15 protein-coding genes and 3 pseudogenes are annotated in these 16,827 nt (G+C 64.0%); 9 read left to right on the top strand and 9 right to left on the bottom strand.

The features are described from left to right. Positions 1-236: pseudogene (locus EOA24_RS07430) on the bottom strand (metallophosphoesterase); the annotation flags it as partial. A gap of 130 nt (positions 237-366) precedes the next feature. Here EOA24_RS07430 and EOA24_RS07425 point away from each other — a divergent pair. Further along, a complete protein-coding gene (locus tag EOA24_RS07425; protein ID WP_126083206.1) occupies positions 367-960 on the top strand; it encodes a hypothetical protein in 594 nt (197 codons plus the stop codon). 83 nt (positions 961-1,043) lie between these two features. Here the strand turns inward: EOA24_RS07425 and EOA24_RS07420 are convergent. Continuing rightward, a pseudogene (locus tag EOA24_RS07420) lies at positions 1,044-1,669 on the bottom strand (alpha/beta hydrolase). Positions 1,670-1,707: 38 nt separating this feature from the next. Here EOA24_RS07420 and betI point away from each other — a divergent pair. After that, positions 1,708-2,277: pseudogene (gene betI, locus EOA24_RS07415) on the top strand (transcriptional regulator BetI); the annotation flags it as partial. Positions 2,278-2,315: 38 nt separating this feature from the next. Here the strand turns inward: betI and EOA24_RS07410 are convergent. Next, a complete protein-coding gene (locus EOA24_RS07410; RefSeq protein WP_126083208.1) occupies positions 2,316-3,293 on the bottom strand; it encodes a LysR family transcriptional regulator in 978 nt (325 codons plus the stop codon). Between the two features lie 106 nt (positions 3,294-3,399). Between EOA24_RS07410 and EOA24_RS07405 the strand changes: the two genes are divergently transcribed. The 4 genes from EOA24_RS07405 to EOA24_RS07390 all read left to right on the top strand — a co-directional run bounded on the left by EOA24_RS07405 (position 3,400) and on the right by EOA24_RS07390 (position 6,739). After that, on the top strand, positions 3,400-3,879 hold the full coding sequence (locus tag EOA24_RS07405; protein WP_126083209.1) for a cupin domain-containing protein: 480 nt from the start codon (positions 3,400-3,402) through the stop codon (positions 3,877-3,879). A 106-nt stretch (positions 3,880-3,985) separates the two neighbouring features. Next, positions 3,986-5,383, top strand: coding sequence for a class II fumarate hydratase (gene fumC, locus EOA24_RS07400; protein ID WP_126083210.1), 1,398 nt, complete (start codon positions 3,986-3,988; stop codon positions 5,381-5,383). A gap of 399 nt (positions 5,384-5,782) precedes the next feature. Next, complete coding sequence (locus EOA24_RS07395; protein WP_126083211.1) at positions 5,783-6,205, top strand: DoxX family protein; 423 nt, start codon at positions 5,783-5,785, stop codon at positions 6,203-6,205. A 117-nt stretch (positions 6,206-6,322) separates the two neighbouring features. Further along, complete coding sequence (locus EOA24_RS07390) at positions 6,323-6,739, top strand: DoxX family protein (protein WP_126083212.1); 417 nt, start codon at positions 6,323-6,325, stop codon at positions 6,737-6,739. Between the two features lie 30 nt (positions 6,740-6,769). Here EOA24_RS07390 and ppx read toward each other — a convergent pair whose 3' ends face one another. Then, positions 6,770-8,305, bottom strand: a complete 1,536-nt coding sequence (gene ppx, locus EOA24_RS07385) for an exopolyphosphatase (protein WP_127409699.1) — start codon at positions 8,303-8,305, stop codon at positions 6,770-6,772. Then, positions 8,302-10,497 (bottom strand): RNA degradosome polyphosphate kinase, encoded by a 2,196-nt coding sequence (locus EOA24_RS07380; RefSeq protein ID WP_126083213.1) that lies wholly within the window; start codon positions 10,495-10,497, stop codon positions 8,302-8,304. Before EOA24_RS07380 ends, ppx begins: the two co-directional genes overlap by 4 nt. A gap of 249 nt (positions 10,498-10,746) precedes the next feature. Here EOA24_RS07380 and EOA24_RS07375 point away from each other — a divergent pair, with 249 nt between their 5' ends. From EOA24_RS07375 to EOA24_RS07365, 3 genes are read left to right on the top strand one after another with little or no spacing between them, the layout of a single operon-like run. After that, positions 10,747-10,992 carry a zinc-finger domain-containing protein gene (locus tag EOA24_RS07375; RefSeq protein ID WP_027169907.1) on the top strand — a complete coding sequence of 82 codons (246 nt, stop codon included), beginning with the start codon at positions 10,747-10,749 and terminating at the stop codon, positions 10,990-10,992. 7 nt (positions 10,993-10,999) lie between these two features. Next, positions 11,000-12,235: an FAD-dependent monooxygenase gene (locus tag EOA24_RS07370; RefSeq protein ID WP_127256979.1), complete on the top strand. Its 1,236-nt coding sequence runs from the start codon at positions 11,000-11,002 to the stop codon at positions 12,233-12,235. Positions 12,236-12,250: 15 nt separating this feature from the next. Continuing rightward, entirely contained in the window at positions 12,251-12,574 is a 324-nt protein-coding gene (locus EOA24_RS07365; RefSeq protein ID WP_126083215.1) for a BrnA antitoxin family protein, read from the top strand. A 13-nt stretch (positions 12,575-12,587) separates the two neighbouring features. Here EOA24_RS07365 and EOA24_RS07360 read toward each other — a convergent pair whose 3' ends face one another. From EOA24_RS07360 to EOA24_RS07345, 4 genes are all read right to left on the bottom strand, one after another. Further along, the gene (locus EOA24_RS07360; protein WP_127256982.1) at positions 12,588-13,256 is read right to left on the bottom strand and encodes a TIGR02117 family protein; all 669 of its coding nucleotides are present in this window, start codon (positions 13,254-13,256) and stop codon (positions 12,588-12,590) included. Between the two features lie 283 nt (positions 13,257-13,539). Beyond that, positions 13,540-14,343, bottom strand: a complete 804-nt coding sequence (locus tag EOA24_RS07355) for an amino acid ABC transporter ATP-binding protein (RefSeq protein WP_126083217.1) — start codon at positions 14,341-14,343, stop codon at positions 13,540-13,542. Between the two features lie 67 nt (positions 14,344-14,410). Further along, positions 14,411-15,568, bottom strand: a complete 1,158-nt coding sequence (locus tag EOA24_RS07350; RefSeq protein WP_127251313.1) for an amino acid ABC transporter permease — start codon at positions 15,566-15,568, stop codon at positions 14,411-14,413. Between the two features lie 4 nt (positions 15,569-15,572). Continuing rightward, positions 15,573-16,760 carry an amino acid ABC transporter permease gene (locus tag EOA24_RS07345; protein WP_126083219.1) on the bottom strand — a complete coding sequence of 396 codons (1,188 nt, stop codon included), beginning with the start codon at positions 16,758-16,760 and terminating at the stop codon, positions 15,573-15,575. Positions 16,761-16,827 lie beyond the last annotated feature (67 nt).

Raw genomic sequence — 16,827 nt, 5'->3', positions numbered from 1 at the left:
GCATCGGTCTTGCCTTCCTGCAGGCAATTGGGGCTGAGGCCGCTTGCCATGCGGCAGGCATGGATATCGGCGACGAAGAGGAAGGTGGCGTCGATCGGCTGGATGCGCTTTCCGGTCTGGCCGAAGGCCACGCGAGGAAGGGCGCAGGCGGCAGCGAAGAGTCCCGTCCGGGTGATGAGCAGACGGCGCGAGATGGTTGCTGGCGAGGGACGTTTCATCGTTACCCGATTAAACATTCTCGACCCGCCTCGTCCAGTTCAATGCCCAGCCGGGGAGACTATCCATGCCAAGGCATGAAAGCTCCTGGGTCGACAGAACAACGGCGGTCTGTCATTGCTCTGCTACATGCACCCAGGGGAGGAAGGCATGAAGAGCCTTACAACCGGCATGGTGCTCGCCATGCTCGCCTTCGCCGGCGGCGCGCAGGCCGCAGACTGCGTCGACGCCAAATCCGCAAAAGCCGGCTTCGTGCTCGAAAAACCCGGCATTAGCAGCGAGTTCCGGCCGGCGCCCGGCGGCATGGTCGCGGTCGCCAACAAATATCAATCGGATTTGCCGCAGACGCAGTATCTCTATGCCGGGCTGATCGAGGTGTTCCGCGACAGCGATACCGGGCGGCTGTCGATGATCCCGCTCGGCGACCTGAAGAAGCTGTTCCCGCTGAAGGCGGGCGCCAAGAGCAAGACCGAATTCGTGCGGCTGTCTTCGAAAAAGGCGCCGCAGGGCACCGAGACGCTGGCGCTCAACGTCAAAGGCAAGGACACCTACAGGCTCGGCGACTGCAAGTATAATGTGCTCGTGGTCGGCGAAACGATCACCGGCAGCACGGGCAACGTCATCGATACCTTCACCGCGCTCTATTCACCGGACCTGCAGGCGGTGCTGGCGCGGCGGTATGATGAGGGGACGAGCGCGCAGAGCGAGGTGGGGTTCGAGAGGATCGAGCCGCTGAAGGAATAGTGGCAGTCGTTCTTGAATTTTCGAGCGAAGGCGATCCCCCCTTTTGTCCTGCCGGCGTCTATCGCAACAGGATTCTGCGGCAGTCACTCGGCTGACAGGACGCCGGCTATTGGCTTGGCGACAAAGGCCGGGTCTTCCCAATGCGGGTTGTGGCCGCAGTCCCGCGCCCAGACCAGACGCGATCCGGCAATTGCCTGGACCAGCGCCCGCTGGTGCGCTTCGCCGAAAAGCGGATCGCGCCCGCCGGCGATGATCAGCGTCGGGACCCGCACGGCCGCGCCGCGGTGGTCAGATCGGTGCGGCGGATCTCTTCGAGAATGGCGCGCCAGCGCGCCGCCGGAATCGCGGAGGCGTCCTGCGCGAGACCGGCGAGAAATGCCTGCGGCACGCCCGGCTGGCAGGCATGCCACCAGTCATAGAACGGATCGGACGGCGAGATCGGGTCGCGCAGGGCCGCCACGCCGTCGATCAGTTGGTGATGCGATCCGAAATCGGGCTTCAGCGTGCTGGCCAGGATGACCAGCCCTCCGATCACGTTCAGATATTGTGCGGCCAGCGCGATCGACACCATGCCGCCAAGCGAGTGTCCGACGACAACCGATCGGTCCAGCCGCAAGCGCCGGATCAGCCCGGCAATGTCGTCAGCGAAATCGGCGACGCTGCACCCCTCGCCCGCATTTGAGGCACCGTGGCCACGCAGAGCCGGCATGATCAGCCGGCGCCCGGAAAGATGCGGGGCCAGCAGCGCAGGCGGCGTTCGCCGTTCTGGAGCGCGAAGGCATCGCTGGCGCGACGCTGGAAAAGGTCGCGGCCCAGGCCGGCGCCTCGAAGGGCATCGTGCTGCACTATTTCCGCAACAAGCAGGAGCTGTTCGAGCACGCCATGCGCGAGGCCAACGCCGTGCTCTGTCACGCCGTCGTCGCCAGACTGCAGCGGGCGCGGTCTCCGATGGAACGGCTGGACGCCGTGATCGAGGGCAATTTCGAGGAGCACCTGTTCCTGCCGCCACTCTGCCATGCCTGGCTGTCGCTCTGCGCCGAGGTGCCGCGCGACGAGAAGCTGGCACGCATCCAGAAGGTGATCCACGCGCGGATGCGCTCGAACCTGTTGTCCGGTCCGCGCGGTCTCGCTTCGCCGCAACTGGCCGAGGAGATCGTGCTCGGCGTCACCGCCTTGATCGACGGGCTGTGGCTCAGGCTCGGCCTGCAGCCGGGCAGCGTCACGCGCGAACAGGCGGTGCGCCAGGTCAAGGACTTCGTCGCGGGGCGACTGGCGCTACGACAGCCAGCGCCCGTTGGCCTGGCCTCGGCTGGATAAAGTTCAGACCGAGCGACAGGCCGCCGGGTGGATGTCGGCTATATGGCGGGGCGAGGTTGACGGCTCAATGGGTGGTCCCAGTCCTTGAACCCAAGCCTTCCCACCTCGTCGAGGATCTGCTCGCGAATCCAGCGATGCGGCGGCTCATCATCGCGACGGGCGTGCCAGTACATTCTGACTGCCGCCGACGGTATCGGGATCGGCGTCCGATAGATGCCGATCGGCAGGGATTTTGCCGCCGCCACCGCGAACTGCGTCGGGACGGCGGCCAGATAAGGTCCGCCGGCCACGGCCAGCGCCACCGCCTGGAAGTGCGGCAAAGCGAGCGTGACGCGGCGCGCTCGGCCGATCCTGCCCAGCGCATCGTCGGTGAAGCCCGACATCGAGCCATCAATGGAGCGCAGCGCGTGCGGCAGCGCGCAAAAAAAGTCGAGCGGCACCTCCTCGCCCTCCGCGATGCCCGCCTGGCAGAGCGCGGCATTGTCCTTCGCGGCGATGATGGCGAAGGGCGAGCCGAACAGCGCCACGCTCGAGACCCATTCCGCCACCTCCAGCGGGCGCTCCAGTGCAAGGTCAATCCGATCCTCCTGCAGCAGCTTCGACACGTCGCCAATGGCGCTGTCGAGGAAGCGGAACGATACGCCGGGGGCCACCGCCGCGATGCGGGCGGCAAAGGGCGGCATCAGGAGCATGGAGAAGAAATCGGCACCCATAAGCGTGAAGGTCCGTTCCAGCCTCGCCGGATCGAAATCGGTTGCCGGCTGAAAGGCGCGCTCGATCTCGCGCAATGCCGCGCGCACCGGCTCAGCCAGGCTCTCGGCGCGCGGCGTCGGCACCATGTCGTTGCCGCGGCGCACGAAGAGCTGGTCGTTGAGCGCGTGGCGCAGGCGGTTGAGCGCCGCGCTGACAGCCGGCTGGCTAAGGCCGATCTGCTCGCCGGCGCGCGTCACGCTCTTCTCGCGCAGAAGCGCGTCGAGCACCCTCACCAGATTAAGGTCGAGCGCATTCAAATTCATCGCATCGATCCGCCCCATACGATCATTCGATTTCCGTCGGCCGCCCATCCCAGGTTAGGTCGCTGTCGAAGCCGTTTCGCCGGCGCGCAACAGAGAAAGAGCAATCATGACAATGATCAACACCAGCATCGCAGGCAAGGAACTCCTTTGGTTCAACAACACGCTTGTCGCCATCCAGGTCTGTTCGGCCGACGGCGAGGATGGGATCTGCGTTATCGAACACCGCCAGCCCTATGGCGATTCCGCGCCGCTGCACGTGCACCGCAACGAGGACGAGGTGTTTCATATCCTTGAAGGGCGGATACGCTTCGTCATCAACGGCCGTGAGCGGATCGCCGGCGCCGGCGAGACGGTGCTCGCGCCGAAAGGCCTGCCGCACACCTACAGGGTCGAGTCTCCGGAAGGGGCGCATACGCTCACAGTGACGCGCGGTCCGGATTTCGAGACGATGGTGCGCAAGGCAAGCCGCCCCGCTGAACGGCCCGACCTGCCGCCGGCGGCGACGCCGACGCCGCAGAAGATCGATATGCTGACCAGGCTGTGCGCCGAGAACGGCATCGACATTGTCGGGCCGCCGCTGGGGTGAGCCTTCCCTTCAACCGATTTGCATCTTGCTCGCCCGCAATCTCCGCTTGATGCCGTTTGTGCAACGCGATACGCCCTTGCCCAAATCGACAGGCCGGAGAGTTCCCGTGAGCGCTGAAAAGACCAGAACCGAAACCGATACGTTCGGCCCCATCGAGGTGGCGGCCGGCCGCTATTGGGGCGCGCAGGCGCAGCGCTCTCTGGGCAATTTCAAGATCGGCTGGGAGAAGCAGCCGGCCTCGATCGTGCGCGCGCTCGGCATCGTCAAGCGCGCCGCGGCCGAGGTAAACATGGAGATGAAGCGGCTCGATCCGGCGATCGGCAAGGCGATCCTGGAGGCCGCACAGGAAGTGATCGACGGCAAGCTCGACGAGCATTTCCCGCTGGTGGTGTGGCAGACCGGCTCGGGCACGCAGTCCAACATGAACGCCAACGAGGTGATCTCGAACCGGGCGATCGAGATGCTCGGCGGCGTCATGGGCTCGAAGAAGCCGGTGCACCCCAACGATCACGTCAACATGAGCCAGTCGTCCAACGACACCTATCCGACTGCCATGCACATCGCCTGCGCCGAGCGGGTCGTGCACCACCTGATCCCTGCCCTGCACCATCTGCACAAGGCGCTCGACGCCAAGGCGCGCGCCTTCAACCACATCATCAAGATCGGCCGCACGCACACGCAGGACGCCACGCCGCTGACCCTTGGCCAGGAATTTTCCGGCTATGCAGCGCAGGTCGCCTCCTCGATCAAGCGCATCGAGCAGACACTGCCCGGCCTGCAGGAACTGGCGCAAGGCGGCACCGCCGTCGGCACCGGCCTCAACGCGCCGGTCGGCTTCGCGGAAAAGGTGGCAGACCGCATCGCCGCCATCACCGGCATCGCCTTCGTGACCGCGCCGAACAAGTTCGAGGCGCTCGCGGCGCATGATTCCATGGTGTTCTCGCATGGCGCGATCAACGCGGCGGCCGCGGCTCTCTTCAAGATCGCCAACGACATCCGCCTGCTCGGCTCCGGCCCGCGCTCGGGCCTCGGCGAGCTGTCGCTGCCGGAAAACGAGCCGGGCTCGTCGATCATGCCAGGCAAGGTCAACCCGACCCAGTGCGAGGCGTTGACGCAGGTCTGCGTGCAGGTGTTCGGCAACAATGCGGCGCTCACCTTCGCCGGCAGCCAGGGCCATTTCGAGCTCAATGTCTACAACCCACTGATGGCCTACAACTTCCTGCAGTCGGTGCAGCTGCTCGCCGACGCCTCCGTCTCCTTTACCGACAATTGCGTTGTCGGCATCGAGGCTCGCGAGGACAATATCAAGGCCGCGCTGGAGCGCTCGCTGATGCTGGTGACGGCGCTTGCCCCCACCATCGGCTACGACAACGCCGCCAAGATCGCCAAGACCGCGCACAAGAACGGCACGACCTTGCGTGAGGAGGCCCTGGCGACGGGGCTGGTCAGCGAGGCTGACTATGATCGGCTGGTGCGCCCCGAGGACATGACGCATCCGGGGTAGTTTTCGCGACGCGGAGCGAGGCTGTTACAGGCTGCTGCGGCCTCGCGATGTCATTCCAGGGCGAAGTATCCCCGACCGCTTGCGGCTGCTTTGAGGTCACGGCATGGATCCTATGGGTCTGCGCGCGTCGCTTCGCTCCTTGCTCCGCTCGTGGATGAGGACGTGACGAGCGTCCCGGCAATCTCCGAAGCCAGCGCTCGCCAACTTCGGACCGAAGGTTCCGTTTTGCGGCAGCAGAATTTACCGGGATAGCCTAATCTCGCGACATGATTTTCGCACGCGGGCGCCAATTCCAAAAAACATATATCCTGTGAACAATGTGTCGCCGCATAGGTGGCTTTTTGTGAACAGTCTACATCGTTTATCTGACGGGTCATTCAACCCGTTCGGAGAACCGCCATGTCCATCAACTCTTCCGTCGCCGGCAACGGCACCGCATCCAACAGCTCCACCACGATCCTGCTCGGTCGCATACTGCTTTCCGTCATCTTCCTGCTTTCCGGCTTCGGCAAGCTCACCGCCATTTCTGGCACCGCCGGCTATTTCGGCGCTCTCGGCCTGCCGGTGCCGACCGTAACCGCCGTCCTGGTCGGCCTGATCGAACTGCTCGGCGGCCTTGCCGTCCTCATCGGCTTCCAGACCCGCATCGTCGCCTGGGTGCTCGCCATCTTCACGATCGCCACCGGGCTGGTCGCTCACACCGGCTGGGCCGACCAGATGCAGATGATCCAGTTTCTCAAGAACCTCGCCATCACCGGCGGCTTCCTCCTGCTCGCCTCGTCCGGCGCCGGCGCCTATTCGATCGACGCCAAGCGCGGCTGATCCTTCTTTCCTCCCAAGCCAAACTCGAAAGCGGCGCGGAATTTTCCGCGCCGCTTTTTCGTTGCAGGCGTAGACTGCGCCGCAGCCGGCGTCATGCACCGGCAAGGGAGGTGGCCAATGTCTCGCAATGCGTTGCTTCTGGTCTCGCGGCTGCTGCTCGCCGCGCTCTTCGTGCCGTCGGGGTTCCAGGCGCTCACCAACATCTCCGGCACAATCAATTATTTCGCCGGGCTCGGCCTGCCGTTGCCGACTTTAGCGGCCTGGGGCACCGGCTTGTTCGAATTGATTGCAGGGCTCTTGATCCTCGTCGGTTTCCAGACCCGGATCGTAGCGCTTCTGCTTGCCGCCTTCTGCATCGTCGCGGGCTTCACCGGCCATTACGGCCAGGGCGGCGACGATGCCACGCTCGCCTTCCTGCACCAGCAGATGCTGATGAAGGACATCGCCATTGCCGGCGGCTTCCTGGCGCTCGCCATGGCCGGCGCCGGCGCATGGTCTGCTGACGGACGCGACTTTGGATCAGCGCCGAGGTGACCTGAGCCAGCCCTATTTCACCGAAACGTCCTATTTTACCGATACACTTGGCCCGCCCTCGACCGCCAGCACCAGGCGGCGGTTGGTGATGCGCGCCAGCTGCGCCAGCCGTCCAGCGGGGCGCTCGCCGTAGAGATCGGAGAGCGAGGCCGGCAGCACCAGCGCCAGCGCGCCGTTGCCGCGGCTTTCCCATTTCAGCCTCGGCATGACGCCCGGCATCGCGGCGGTGAGCAGATAGACCACGCGCATCATCGCCGCCAGCACGCGGGCGCGTTCCAGAAGGCGCGGTGGCGCCAGCGCCTTGATCTCGGGCGCGATGCCGTCGTTGAAGATGCCGTCATGGCGGTAGGCGTTGGCCAGGGCCAGATAGGCGCGGCCGGGATGGTCGACGCCGATGAAGGAGGCATGCGCGATGATGTTGAGCGACTGCCTGCCGCGATATTCTGGATGCGCGCGCCAGCCGATATCGGCGAGCAGGCAGGCGGCATGGCGGTAGCGCGTTTCGTCTTCCGTCTCGTCGATGCCGAAGGCCTTGAATGCCTTGCCGGTCCATTCGACAAGGTCATGCGCGTGGTGCACCGAGCGCGAGCGCAACAGCGCCAGTTCCTCGGCCGCCGAGATCAGCGGGTCAGCCTTCTGCTCCTCGGGGTCGAGCAGCGAATAGAGAAAACCCTCGCGCACGCCTTGCGCCGAGACGATGATCTTCGAGGGCTGCATCGCCGCCATGATCTCCTGCAGCACGACGGCGCCGTAGGGCAGCAGCGAGCGGCGGTTCTTGGAGACGCCTTCGATGCCCCTCACCTTCTCGACCTCGCCCTTGGCCACCTGCCTGAGGAAGGTCTGCGCGCTGTCGGCCGAAATCTCGTAGTGATGCATGATGCCGAGCGGGTAGTTGGTCATCTCCATATGCAGCCTGGCAAGGTTTCGCCAGGTGCCGCCGACGGCATAAAAGACCCTGCCTTGCCCGCCCTTGAGCAGCTTTGCCCGCGCCAGTTCCTGACGCGCGATCTTCTGCGCCTGCACCAGCGAGTTCTTGGCCATATCCTGCAGGCGCAGGCCGCCGAGCGGTAGCGTGATGCCGTCGCCGATCGCGTCTCGGTTGATGTCGATCAGCTCGAGGCTGCCGCCGCCGAGGTCACCGGCGATGCCGTTGGCCGGATGGAAACCGGAAATGACGCCAAGCGCCGAATAATAGGCTTCCTGGCGGCCGGTGAGCACGCGGATCTCGGTCTTCAGCACATCCTCGGCGCGGTGGATGAAATCGGGACCGTTGATGGCCTCGCGCGCGGCGGCGGTGGCCAGCACATACATGTGCTCGGCGCCCGCCTGATCCGACAGCGCGCGGAAGCGGCGGAACTCCTCCATCGAGCGCGTCACGGCCTCGGGATCGAGCTTGCCCGTCGAAACGATGCCGCGGCCGAGGCCGGCCAGCATCTTTTCGTTGAACAGCAGCGAGGGCGAGCGCGCCAGCCCTTCATAGACGACAAGGCGGATCGAGTTCGACCCTATGTCGATGATCGACAGTGGCCGCCGGTCCTGAAGCCGGCCCTGGGAAACTGCAATCACGCGGCGCTGTTCTTCTTGCGGCGTTTGAACTGGGCGATGCGCTTGGGCGCATGCGATTTCAGCGCGTCACCCCGTCCGGAGAGGCTCGGATTGGTCATGAAATATTCCTGCGCGTTGAACGGCTCCTCGCCCTCCTCCAGCGCAACGCGCCGGGAGGTGCCGTCAGCCAATACTTCGAAACTTTGCTGGTTGTCCATGATGTTGCCCAGCATGATCTGGCCAAGCACCTGTTCATGCACAGTTGGATTGGTGATCGGCACCAGGGTCTCGACGCGGCGGTCGAGATTGCGCGGCATCATGTCGGCGGACGAGATGTAGACGATCGCCTCGTCCGACGGCAGGCCGTAGCCATTGCCGAAGCAGAAGATGCGGCTGTGCTCGAGGAAGCGGCCGACAATCGATTTCACCCTGATGTTTTCCGAAAGGCCCGGTACCTGCGGCCTCAGGCAGCAGATGCCGCGCACGACGAGGTCGATCTCGACCCCGGCCCGGCTGGCGTCGTAGAGCGCGTCGATGACGATCGGGTCGACCAGCGCGTTCATCTTCATCCATATGCGCGCCGGCCGTCCTTCGCGTGCGTGGACGACCTCCTCGGCGATGTGCTTCAGGATGCGGTTGCGCAGCGTGAAGGGCGACACAGCAAGGCGCATCTCCTCGGCCGGTTCGGCATAGCCGGTGATGAAGTTGAAAATCTGCGCGACATCGCGCGCGATCGTCGGGTCGGTCGTGAAGAAGGACAGGTCGGTGTAGATGCGGGCGGTGACCGGGTGGTAGTTGCCGGTGCCGAGATGGACATAATTGCGTAGCCGGCCGTCCTCGCGGCGTACGATGAGCGACATCTTCGCGTGGGTCTTCAACTCCAGGAAGCCGAACACGACCTGGACACCGGCGCGCTCAAGGTCGCGCGCCCAGCGGATATTGGCCTCCTCGTCGAAGCGCGCCTTGAGCTCGACCAGCGCGGTCACCGACTTGCCGGCCTCGGCGGCGTCGATCAGCGCGCGCACGATCGGGCTGTCGTTCGAAGTGCGGTAGAGCGTCTGCTTGATCGCCACCACCTCCGGGTCGGCGGCGGCCTGGCGCAGGAACTGCACCACCACGTCGAAGGATTCGTAAGGGTGGTGGACGATGATGTCCTTCTCGCGGATGGCGGCAAGGCAGTCGCCGCCATGCTCGCGGATGCGCTCGGGGAAGCGCGGATTGTAGGGGGTGAACTTCAGGTCGTCGCGCGGAATGGCGACGATCTCGGAAATCTGATTGAGCGCCAGCGGACCGGTGAGCACGCTGATGCGGCTCGCCGAGACGCCGAGCTCGCCGGCGACGAAGTCGCGCAATTCGGCCGGCATCAGCGTGTCGAATTCGATACGGATCACCGAACCGCGGCGCCGCCGCTTCAGCGCCGTCTCGAACAGGCGCACGAGGTCTTCCGACTCTTCCTCCACCTCGATATCGCTGTCGCGGATGATGCGGAACGTGCCCGAGCCCTTGACCTCATAGCCGGGGAACAGCTTGCCGATATAGAGGCCGACCGCCTCCTCCAGCGGGATGAAGCGCACATGGCGCTTGCGGTCCGGCAGGCGGATGAAACGCCTGAGCGCCACCGGCAGGCGCAAGAGCGCGCTCATCTCCTCGCCGTTCTTGCGATGGCGCAATTGCAAGGCGATGGAAAAGCCGAGATTGGGGATGAAGGGAAACGGATGCGCCGGGTCGATCGACAGCGGCGTCAGCACCGGGAAGACCTGTTCCTGGAAATGCTCCTCCAGCCAGGTCTTCTCATCCTTGGTCAGCGCGTCGCGGGTGATGCTTTCGATGCCTTCCTTGTTGAGCAGGGCCATCAGCGCCGAGAGGCTCTTCTGCTGGTCCTCCTGCAGGCGCTCGACCTCGCGCAGCAGCTGCTCGAGCTGCTGCTCGGGCGTGCGGCCGTCCGGGCTCTTCAGCGCGATCCCTTCGCGCACCTGACCGGCAAGGCCGGCAACGCGGACCATGAAGAACTCGTCGAGATTGGCGGCCGAGATTGACAGAAAGCGTACGCGCTCGAGCAGCGGATGATGCTCGTTGAGCGATTCTTCCAGCACGCGGCGATTGAACTGCAGCCAGGAGAATTCGCGGTTGACGAAACGGTCGGGATTGCCGCCGTCGGGGCTCGCCGCCTCGACGGTGATGAACTCGCTCTGCACCGGCTTCAGTTCGTTCATGTTTCCCGCTCTTGCCCGCAACCGCCCCAGGGAGCGCCGCATCTTGCCGTCCGGCGACGCTCTAACATCTCTTTGTGACGCATGATCGTCACGGAATCGCTCCGTGCCAGCCTCACGCGCTTAACCGGCTCAACTTATCCTCTGCCAGCCTTTTGCGACAGTTTGATTTCATCGATCTTGCAAACTGGCATGTTATGCTCCAGATGCAGGCGGGTCACACCCACTGGCCGAACCCGATTGGAGACGACGATGGCAGGCGGTAGCATTCCCCATTTCCAGAACGACGCGGGCCATCCGGTCATCGAGATCGGCGTCAAGGAATTCATGTGCACCGGCGCCAACCCGCCTTTCGATCACCCGCACGTGTTCCTCGACATGGGTGACGACAATGAAAAGGTCTGCCCCTACTGCTCGACGCTTTATCGCTATTCGCCGTCGCTGAAGGCGACAGAAACGCAGCCAGCCGGCTGCCTCTATGTCGACCAGGCCGCCTGAGCCGACCATGATTGAAGCACGGTCCCGGCAAGTCGTCATAGCCGGGGCCGGCATCGCCGGATTGACGGCAGCACTTGCCTTCGCTGAGCGCGGCTTGCCGGTCAAATTGTTCGAGCAGGCCAAGCAGCTCCAAGCGGCCGGGTCCGGCCTCCAGCTGGCTCCCAACGCAACCCGCATCCTGCGCCGGCTTGGCGTGCTCGACCGTCTGTTGCCCAACGCGGTCCGGCCCGAAGCGGTGGTGCTGAAGGATGCGAAAAGCCTGCGTGAGCTGGCCCGCGTGCCGCTTGGACAGGCGGCCGAGAAGCGCTGGGGCGCGCCCTATCTGGTGGCGCACCGCGCCGACCTGCAGGCGGCCATGGCGGAGGAAATGGCAGGGCGGTCGGATATCGAGCTCGTTACCGGTGCGCGGGTGACAGGCATCGCCGCCGACCAGCGAAGCGTGACCGCGACGGTAGAGGCCGACGGCAAAACCACGTCGATTGCAGCCGGCCTGCTGGTTGGAGCCGATGGCGTCTGGTCGACGGTTCGCGCGCAGCTTGCGGCCCGGGACTCCGCCTTCGCGAGAAGCCGCTTCTCGGGCCGACTGGCCTGGCGCACCACCGTGGCGGTCGACAGCCCCGCCGGGCAGGCATTTGCCGAGATCGGGGTGGCGGGCTGCGTCACAACCTTCCTGCATCCCGGCTTCCATTTGGTCGCCTATCCCGTGAGCAAGGGCCGCACCGTCAACCTCGCCGCTTTCACCAGAGGCGAACGCATCGCGGAAGGCTGGTCGGGCCATGCCGACCCGGCCATCCTGTCCAATGCCATGCATGGCACCGCACCGATGCTCGCAAAGCTCATCGCGCTGGCGGGGTCGTGGACGGCGTTTCCAATGCACACTGTCCGGCAACAGCGCTGGGCCGTCCCGCAAGGCATCGCGCTGATCGGCGACGCCGCGCATGCGATGACGCCGTTCGCGGCCCAGGGCGCGGCCATGGGAATCGAGGACGCCTCAGTGCTCGCCAATCTCGTTGCCGATTTTCCCGGCGATCCGGCCCACAGCCTCGCCGTCTGGGAAAATCTCAGGCGGCCGCGCGTCGAAAGGGTGCTCAAACGCGGCGCGTTCAATCGGCTGACCTGGCACGCCTGGGGACCGGTGGCAGTCGCCCGCAATCTGGTGCTGGCGACGCGGCCGCCGGAGAAGCTCGCCGCGGACTTGGACTGGCTTTATGGCTGGGAGGAACGGAAGGTGGTGCAGGGGTAGGACGTTGAAGACGTTATGAACAAAACCGTTCGATATAAATTCGATCCAACAAATCCACCGCCTCTGACGGAAGCTCAGAAGGCTGAAATCGCTGCCCTGAAAGCGCGACGGGAAGATGATATCGATACCAGCGATATTCCGGAATTGACGGAAGAGTTCTGGCGGACGGCTGTCCGAAATCCGTATTTCAAACCGATCAAGCAGCAGCTGACTCTTCGTCTCGATTCAGATGTCGTCGCTTGGTTCAAGAGGCATACACGTGACGGTCGCGGTTACCAGAGCGCAATCAACAAGGTGTTGCGTGAATATGTGACGAAGCAAGATCGCAAGGCCGGCTGACGGGCAAAACCACCTAGTTATACAACCCCATCGACCACCACAGCGACACTGGTAGCGGGTTCCACCAGCCCGTGCGCACGCCGGCGATGCGTAATCCGGCCCCCGTCCAGGTGTTGCAGCCGACCAGCGCGTTGAAATGGCCATTGGCTTCGTAGAAACGGTCGTAGGCCGAGTAGCCGGCATCCTCGACGGCCACAGGCCCGCCCTTGCCCTGCCGGAAACTCGCGGTGATGTAGTCCAGCAACGCCGCGAAATGCGCCTCGTCGATGTCGAAGCCGGCGACATTCGGATGCAGCTCCTTGATCGTGCCGGCGACATCGACATGCATCACCGAGACATCGAGCGTCAGCGCCTTCAACACCGGCGCGGCATTCAATTGCGACCATGTCGGCGTCTCCAGATAGAAGGCGCGGCCGCCCCAGCCGAAGACGATGTAGCGTGCATCCGGGGCATCCATCGGCAGACCGGCATCGGCGAGGAAAGCAAACCGCCGGCGAACGCCGTCATCCAGAGGGATAGCGATGTCGGTGTGGATCGGGTTCTTCAGCACCAATATGCGCCGTGTCCCCTCGCCTTCGGCCTTCGCCGCGGGCCAGAGCGGGCGCGGCACCAGCGCGCCGAGCGCGGCGGCAAGAAGCACCGCCGCGACGAGCATTGCCAGATATCGCAGGATTGTTCTCATCGGGCGCGGTAGGTCCGGACGAGAAAAAAGAAATCCGAAGCTTTCATCGGTGTTTTCCGAGATAAGCCGAAGTCTTTCATGACTTCGTCATCCTCGGGCTTGACCCGAGGATCCATGCCGTGACCTTTGATGTAGAGCGCGGCGGAGCAGAATTCTGCAACCGTCGCAACGCCTTAGCGTCACGGCATGGATCCTAGGGTCTGCGCGCGTCGCTTCGCTCCTTGCTCCGCCCTAGGATGACGAAGGCACGGGCACGAGCCACCTCCCAGGAAACTGTTCCCGCTCAGTGCAGGATCTGCGACAGGAACAGTTTCGTCCGCTCATGGCGCGGATGGTCGAAGAACTCGGCCGGCGTGTTCTGCTCGACGATCTGGCCCTGATCCATGAAGATCACCCGGTTGGCGACCTTGCGGGCAAAGCCCATCTCGTGGGTGACGCACAGCATCGTCATGCCCTCTTCCGCCAGGCCCACCATCGTCTCCAGCACTTCCTTGATCATCTCGGGATCGAGCGCCGAGGTCGGCTCGTCGAACAGCATGATGCGCGGGTTCATGCACAGCGAGCGCGCGATCGCCACACGCTGCTGCTGGCCGCCGGAGAGCTGTCCGGGATATTTGTTGGCCTGTTCGGGGATCTTGACGCGCTTGAGGAAATGCATGGCGATTTCCTCGGCCTGCTTCTTCGGCATCTTGCGCACCCAGATGGGCGCCAGCGTGCAGTTCTCCAGGATGGTCAGATGCGGGAACAGGTTGAAGTGCTGGAACACCATGCCGACCTCGCGGCGCACCTCGTCGATCTTCTTCAGATCGTTGGTGAGTTCCTTGCCGTCGACGATGATCTTGCCCTTCTGATGCTCTTCCAGCCGGTTGATGCAGCGGATCATGGTCGACTTGCCGGAGCCGGACGGACCGCAAATGACGATGCGCTCGCCGCGCATCACCTTGAGATTGATGTCCTTGAGCACATGGAACTCGCCATACCATTTGTGCATACCGACAATGTCGATGGCGACGTCGGTGGTCGAGACATGCATCTTTCCGGCATTGACCTTGAGGTCTTCCGCGCTGACGGCGTTTTCGGTGGACATGGCCAATTCCCCTTATCGTTGTGTTTGATGCATGTCCCAAAATCGCTCCACAGTTTTGGGACATGCCTCAGCGTTTGTAGCCGGTGTCGAGCCGGCGTTCGGTGTACATTGAATAGCGCGACATGCCGAAGCACAACAGCCAGAAAACAAAGGCGGCAAAGATCAGGCCGGATTTCGGGGTCTGCGGCGTCGCCCAGTTGGGGTCGGCGAAGTTCTGCTTCACCACGCCGAGCAGGTCGAACATCGAGATGATCAGGACCAGGCTGGTGTCCTTGAGCATGCCGATGAAGGTGTTGACGATACCTGGGATGACCAGCTTCAGCGCCTGCGGCAGCACGATCAGACCCATCTTCTGCCAGTAGCCGAGGCCGAGCGAATCGGCGCCTTCATACTGGCCCTTCGGGATCGCCTGCAGGCCGCCGCGGATCACTTCCGCCATATAGGCGGCGGCAAACAGCGAGACACCGATCAGGGCCCGCAGGTATTTGTCGAAGCTGACGCCTTCCGGCAGGAACAGCGGCAGCATGACGCTGGCGAAGAACAGCACCGTGATCAGCGGAATGCCGCGCACCGTCTCAATGAAGACGACGCAGAGCCATTTGATGATCGGCATCTTCGAACGCCGACCGAGCGCCAGCACGATGCCCATCGGCAGCGACACGGCAATGCCGACGAAGGACAGGCTGAGCGTGACCAGCAGCCCGCCCCAGCGCGGGGTCTCGACATGCGGCAGACCGAACACGCCGCCTACCAGCAGGACGAAGGCGACGACCGGCAGCGCCACGAAGAGCAGAAGCGCGTTCAACCCCTTGCGCGGCACGCGCGGGATCAGCATCGGCACCAGCAGCGCCACGAACAGGATGGCGACCAGAATCGGCCGCCAGCGCTCCTCGATTGGATAGGTGCCGAACATGAACTGGCCGAACTTGGCGTTGACGAAGGCCCAGCAGGCGCCGGTCCAGCCATCGGGCTGGATGCCGCCTTGCGAGGCGGTCGTGCATACCGTGCGGTCAGGGCCAGTCCAGACGGCGTTTATGAAGGCCCAGTTGATGATTTGCGGCAACACCCACACCACGATGGCAATGCCCAGCACCGTGAGGATGGTGTCGCCGACCGAACCGATCAGGTTTTTGCGCACCCAGGCATAGGCGCCGCGTTCGGTAGGCGGCGCCGGCTGCGCCAGCGCCATCTCGGTGCGCACCCAGGACATGTCGTGTTCCTGCATGGCCTTACCTCTCCACCAGCGCCATTCTGGCGTTGACGATGTTCATGACGAAGGACGTCACGAGACTCAGCACCAGATAGGCGACCATCATGATGAACACGCCCTCCACCGCCTGCCCGGTCTGGTTCAGCACGGTGCCGGCGGTGGCTGTCAGATCGGGGTAGCCGATGGCAATGGCCAGGGATGAGTTCTTGGTCAGGTTGAGATACTGGCTGGTGAGCGGCGGGATGACGATGCGCATTGCCTGCGGGATCACTACCAACCGCAGGATCGGACCGGAGCGAAGGCCGAGTGCCGCTGCCGCCTCGGTCTGGCCCCTGCTGACGCCCCTGATGCCGGCGCGCACGATTTCGGCGATGAAGGCCGCCGTGTAGAAGGATAGCGCCAACAGCAGCGACAGGAACTCCGGCTTGATCCAGAAGCCGCCGGTCAGGTTGAAGGTCGACTGCTTCGGGAAATCGAAGGTGAGCGGCATGCCGCTGAGCAGGAAAGCAAGCACCGGCAGGCCGATGATGAGAGCGACCGACGTCCAGAACACCGGGAATTGCTGGCCGGTTGCCCGCTGCCGCTGCCGCGCCCTGTGGGCGACGAACCATGCCATCGCGATGGCGAGCAGCAATGCGACGCCGATCAGCCAGGAGCCATCCCCCCAGACGGCCCGCGGTAGATAGAAACCACGCTGGTTGAGAAAGGAGCCGAGGGGCAGATGGATGCTCTCGCGCGGCGGCGGCAGCACGGCGAGCACGCCGGAATACCAGAAGAAGATGACCAGCAGCGGCGGGATGTTGCGGAAGATCTCGACATAAACCGTGCAGATCTTGCGGATCAGCCAGTTCTGCGACAGGCGTCCTATGCCGATGAGGAAGCCGACGATGGTGGCAAGCACGATGCCGGCGACGGCAATGATGATCGTGTTGAGCAGACCGACGACCAGCGCACGGAAATAGGTCGAGTCAGACGTGTAGGCGATCGGCGTGTCGGAGATGTCGAAGCCGGCCCTGCTCTTCAGGAAGCCGAAGCCTGATGCAATGTGCAGGCGCTGGAGGTTTTCGATGACGTTGTGGACGATCCACCAGATCGAGATGAACAGCAGGATCACGACCAGCGTCTGAAAGAACAGGCTGCGTATTCTCGGGTCATTGATGAAGGAGCCGCGGGTCGGCTCCTCGCGAAGGATTTCCTGCGAAGCCATGGACCGTCCCCTGGAAAGAGAAACCGGGAGGCAGACGACCTGCCTCCCGGATCACGTTTCGATCAGC

Origin of the sequence: Mesorhizobium sp. M2A.F.Ca.ET.039.01.1.1, assembly GCF_003998035.1 — a bacterium.
In the GTDB taxonomy this organism is placed as follows: domain Bacteria; phylum Pseudomonadota; class Alphaproteobacteria; order Rhizobiales; family Rhizobiaceae; genus Mesorhizobium.
This window is presented reverse-complemented; position numbering and strand designations above follow the sequence as displayed.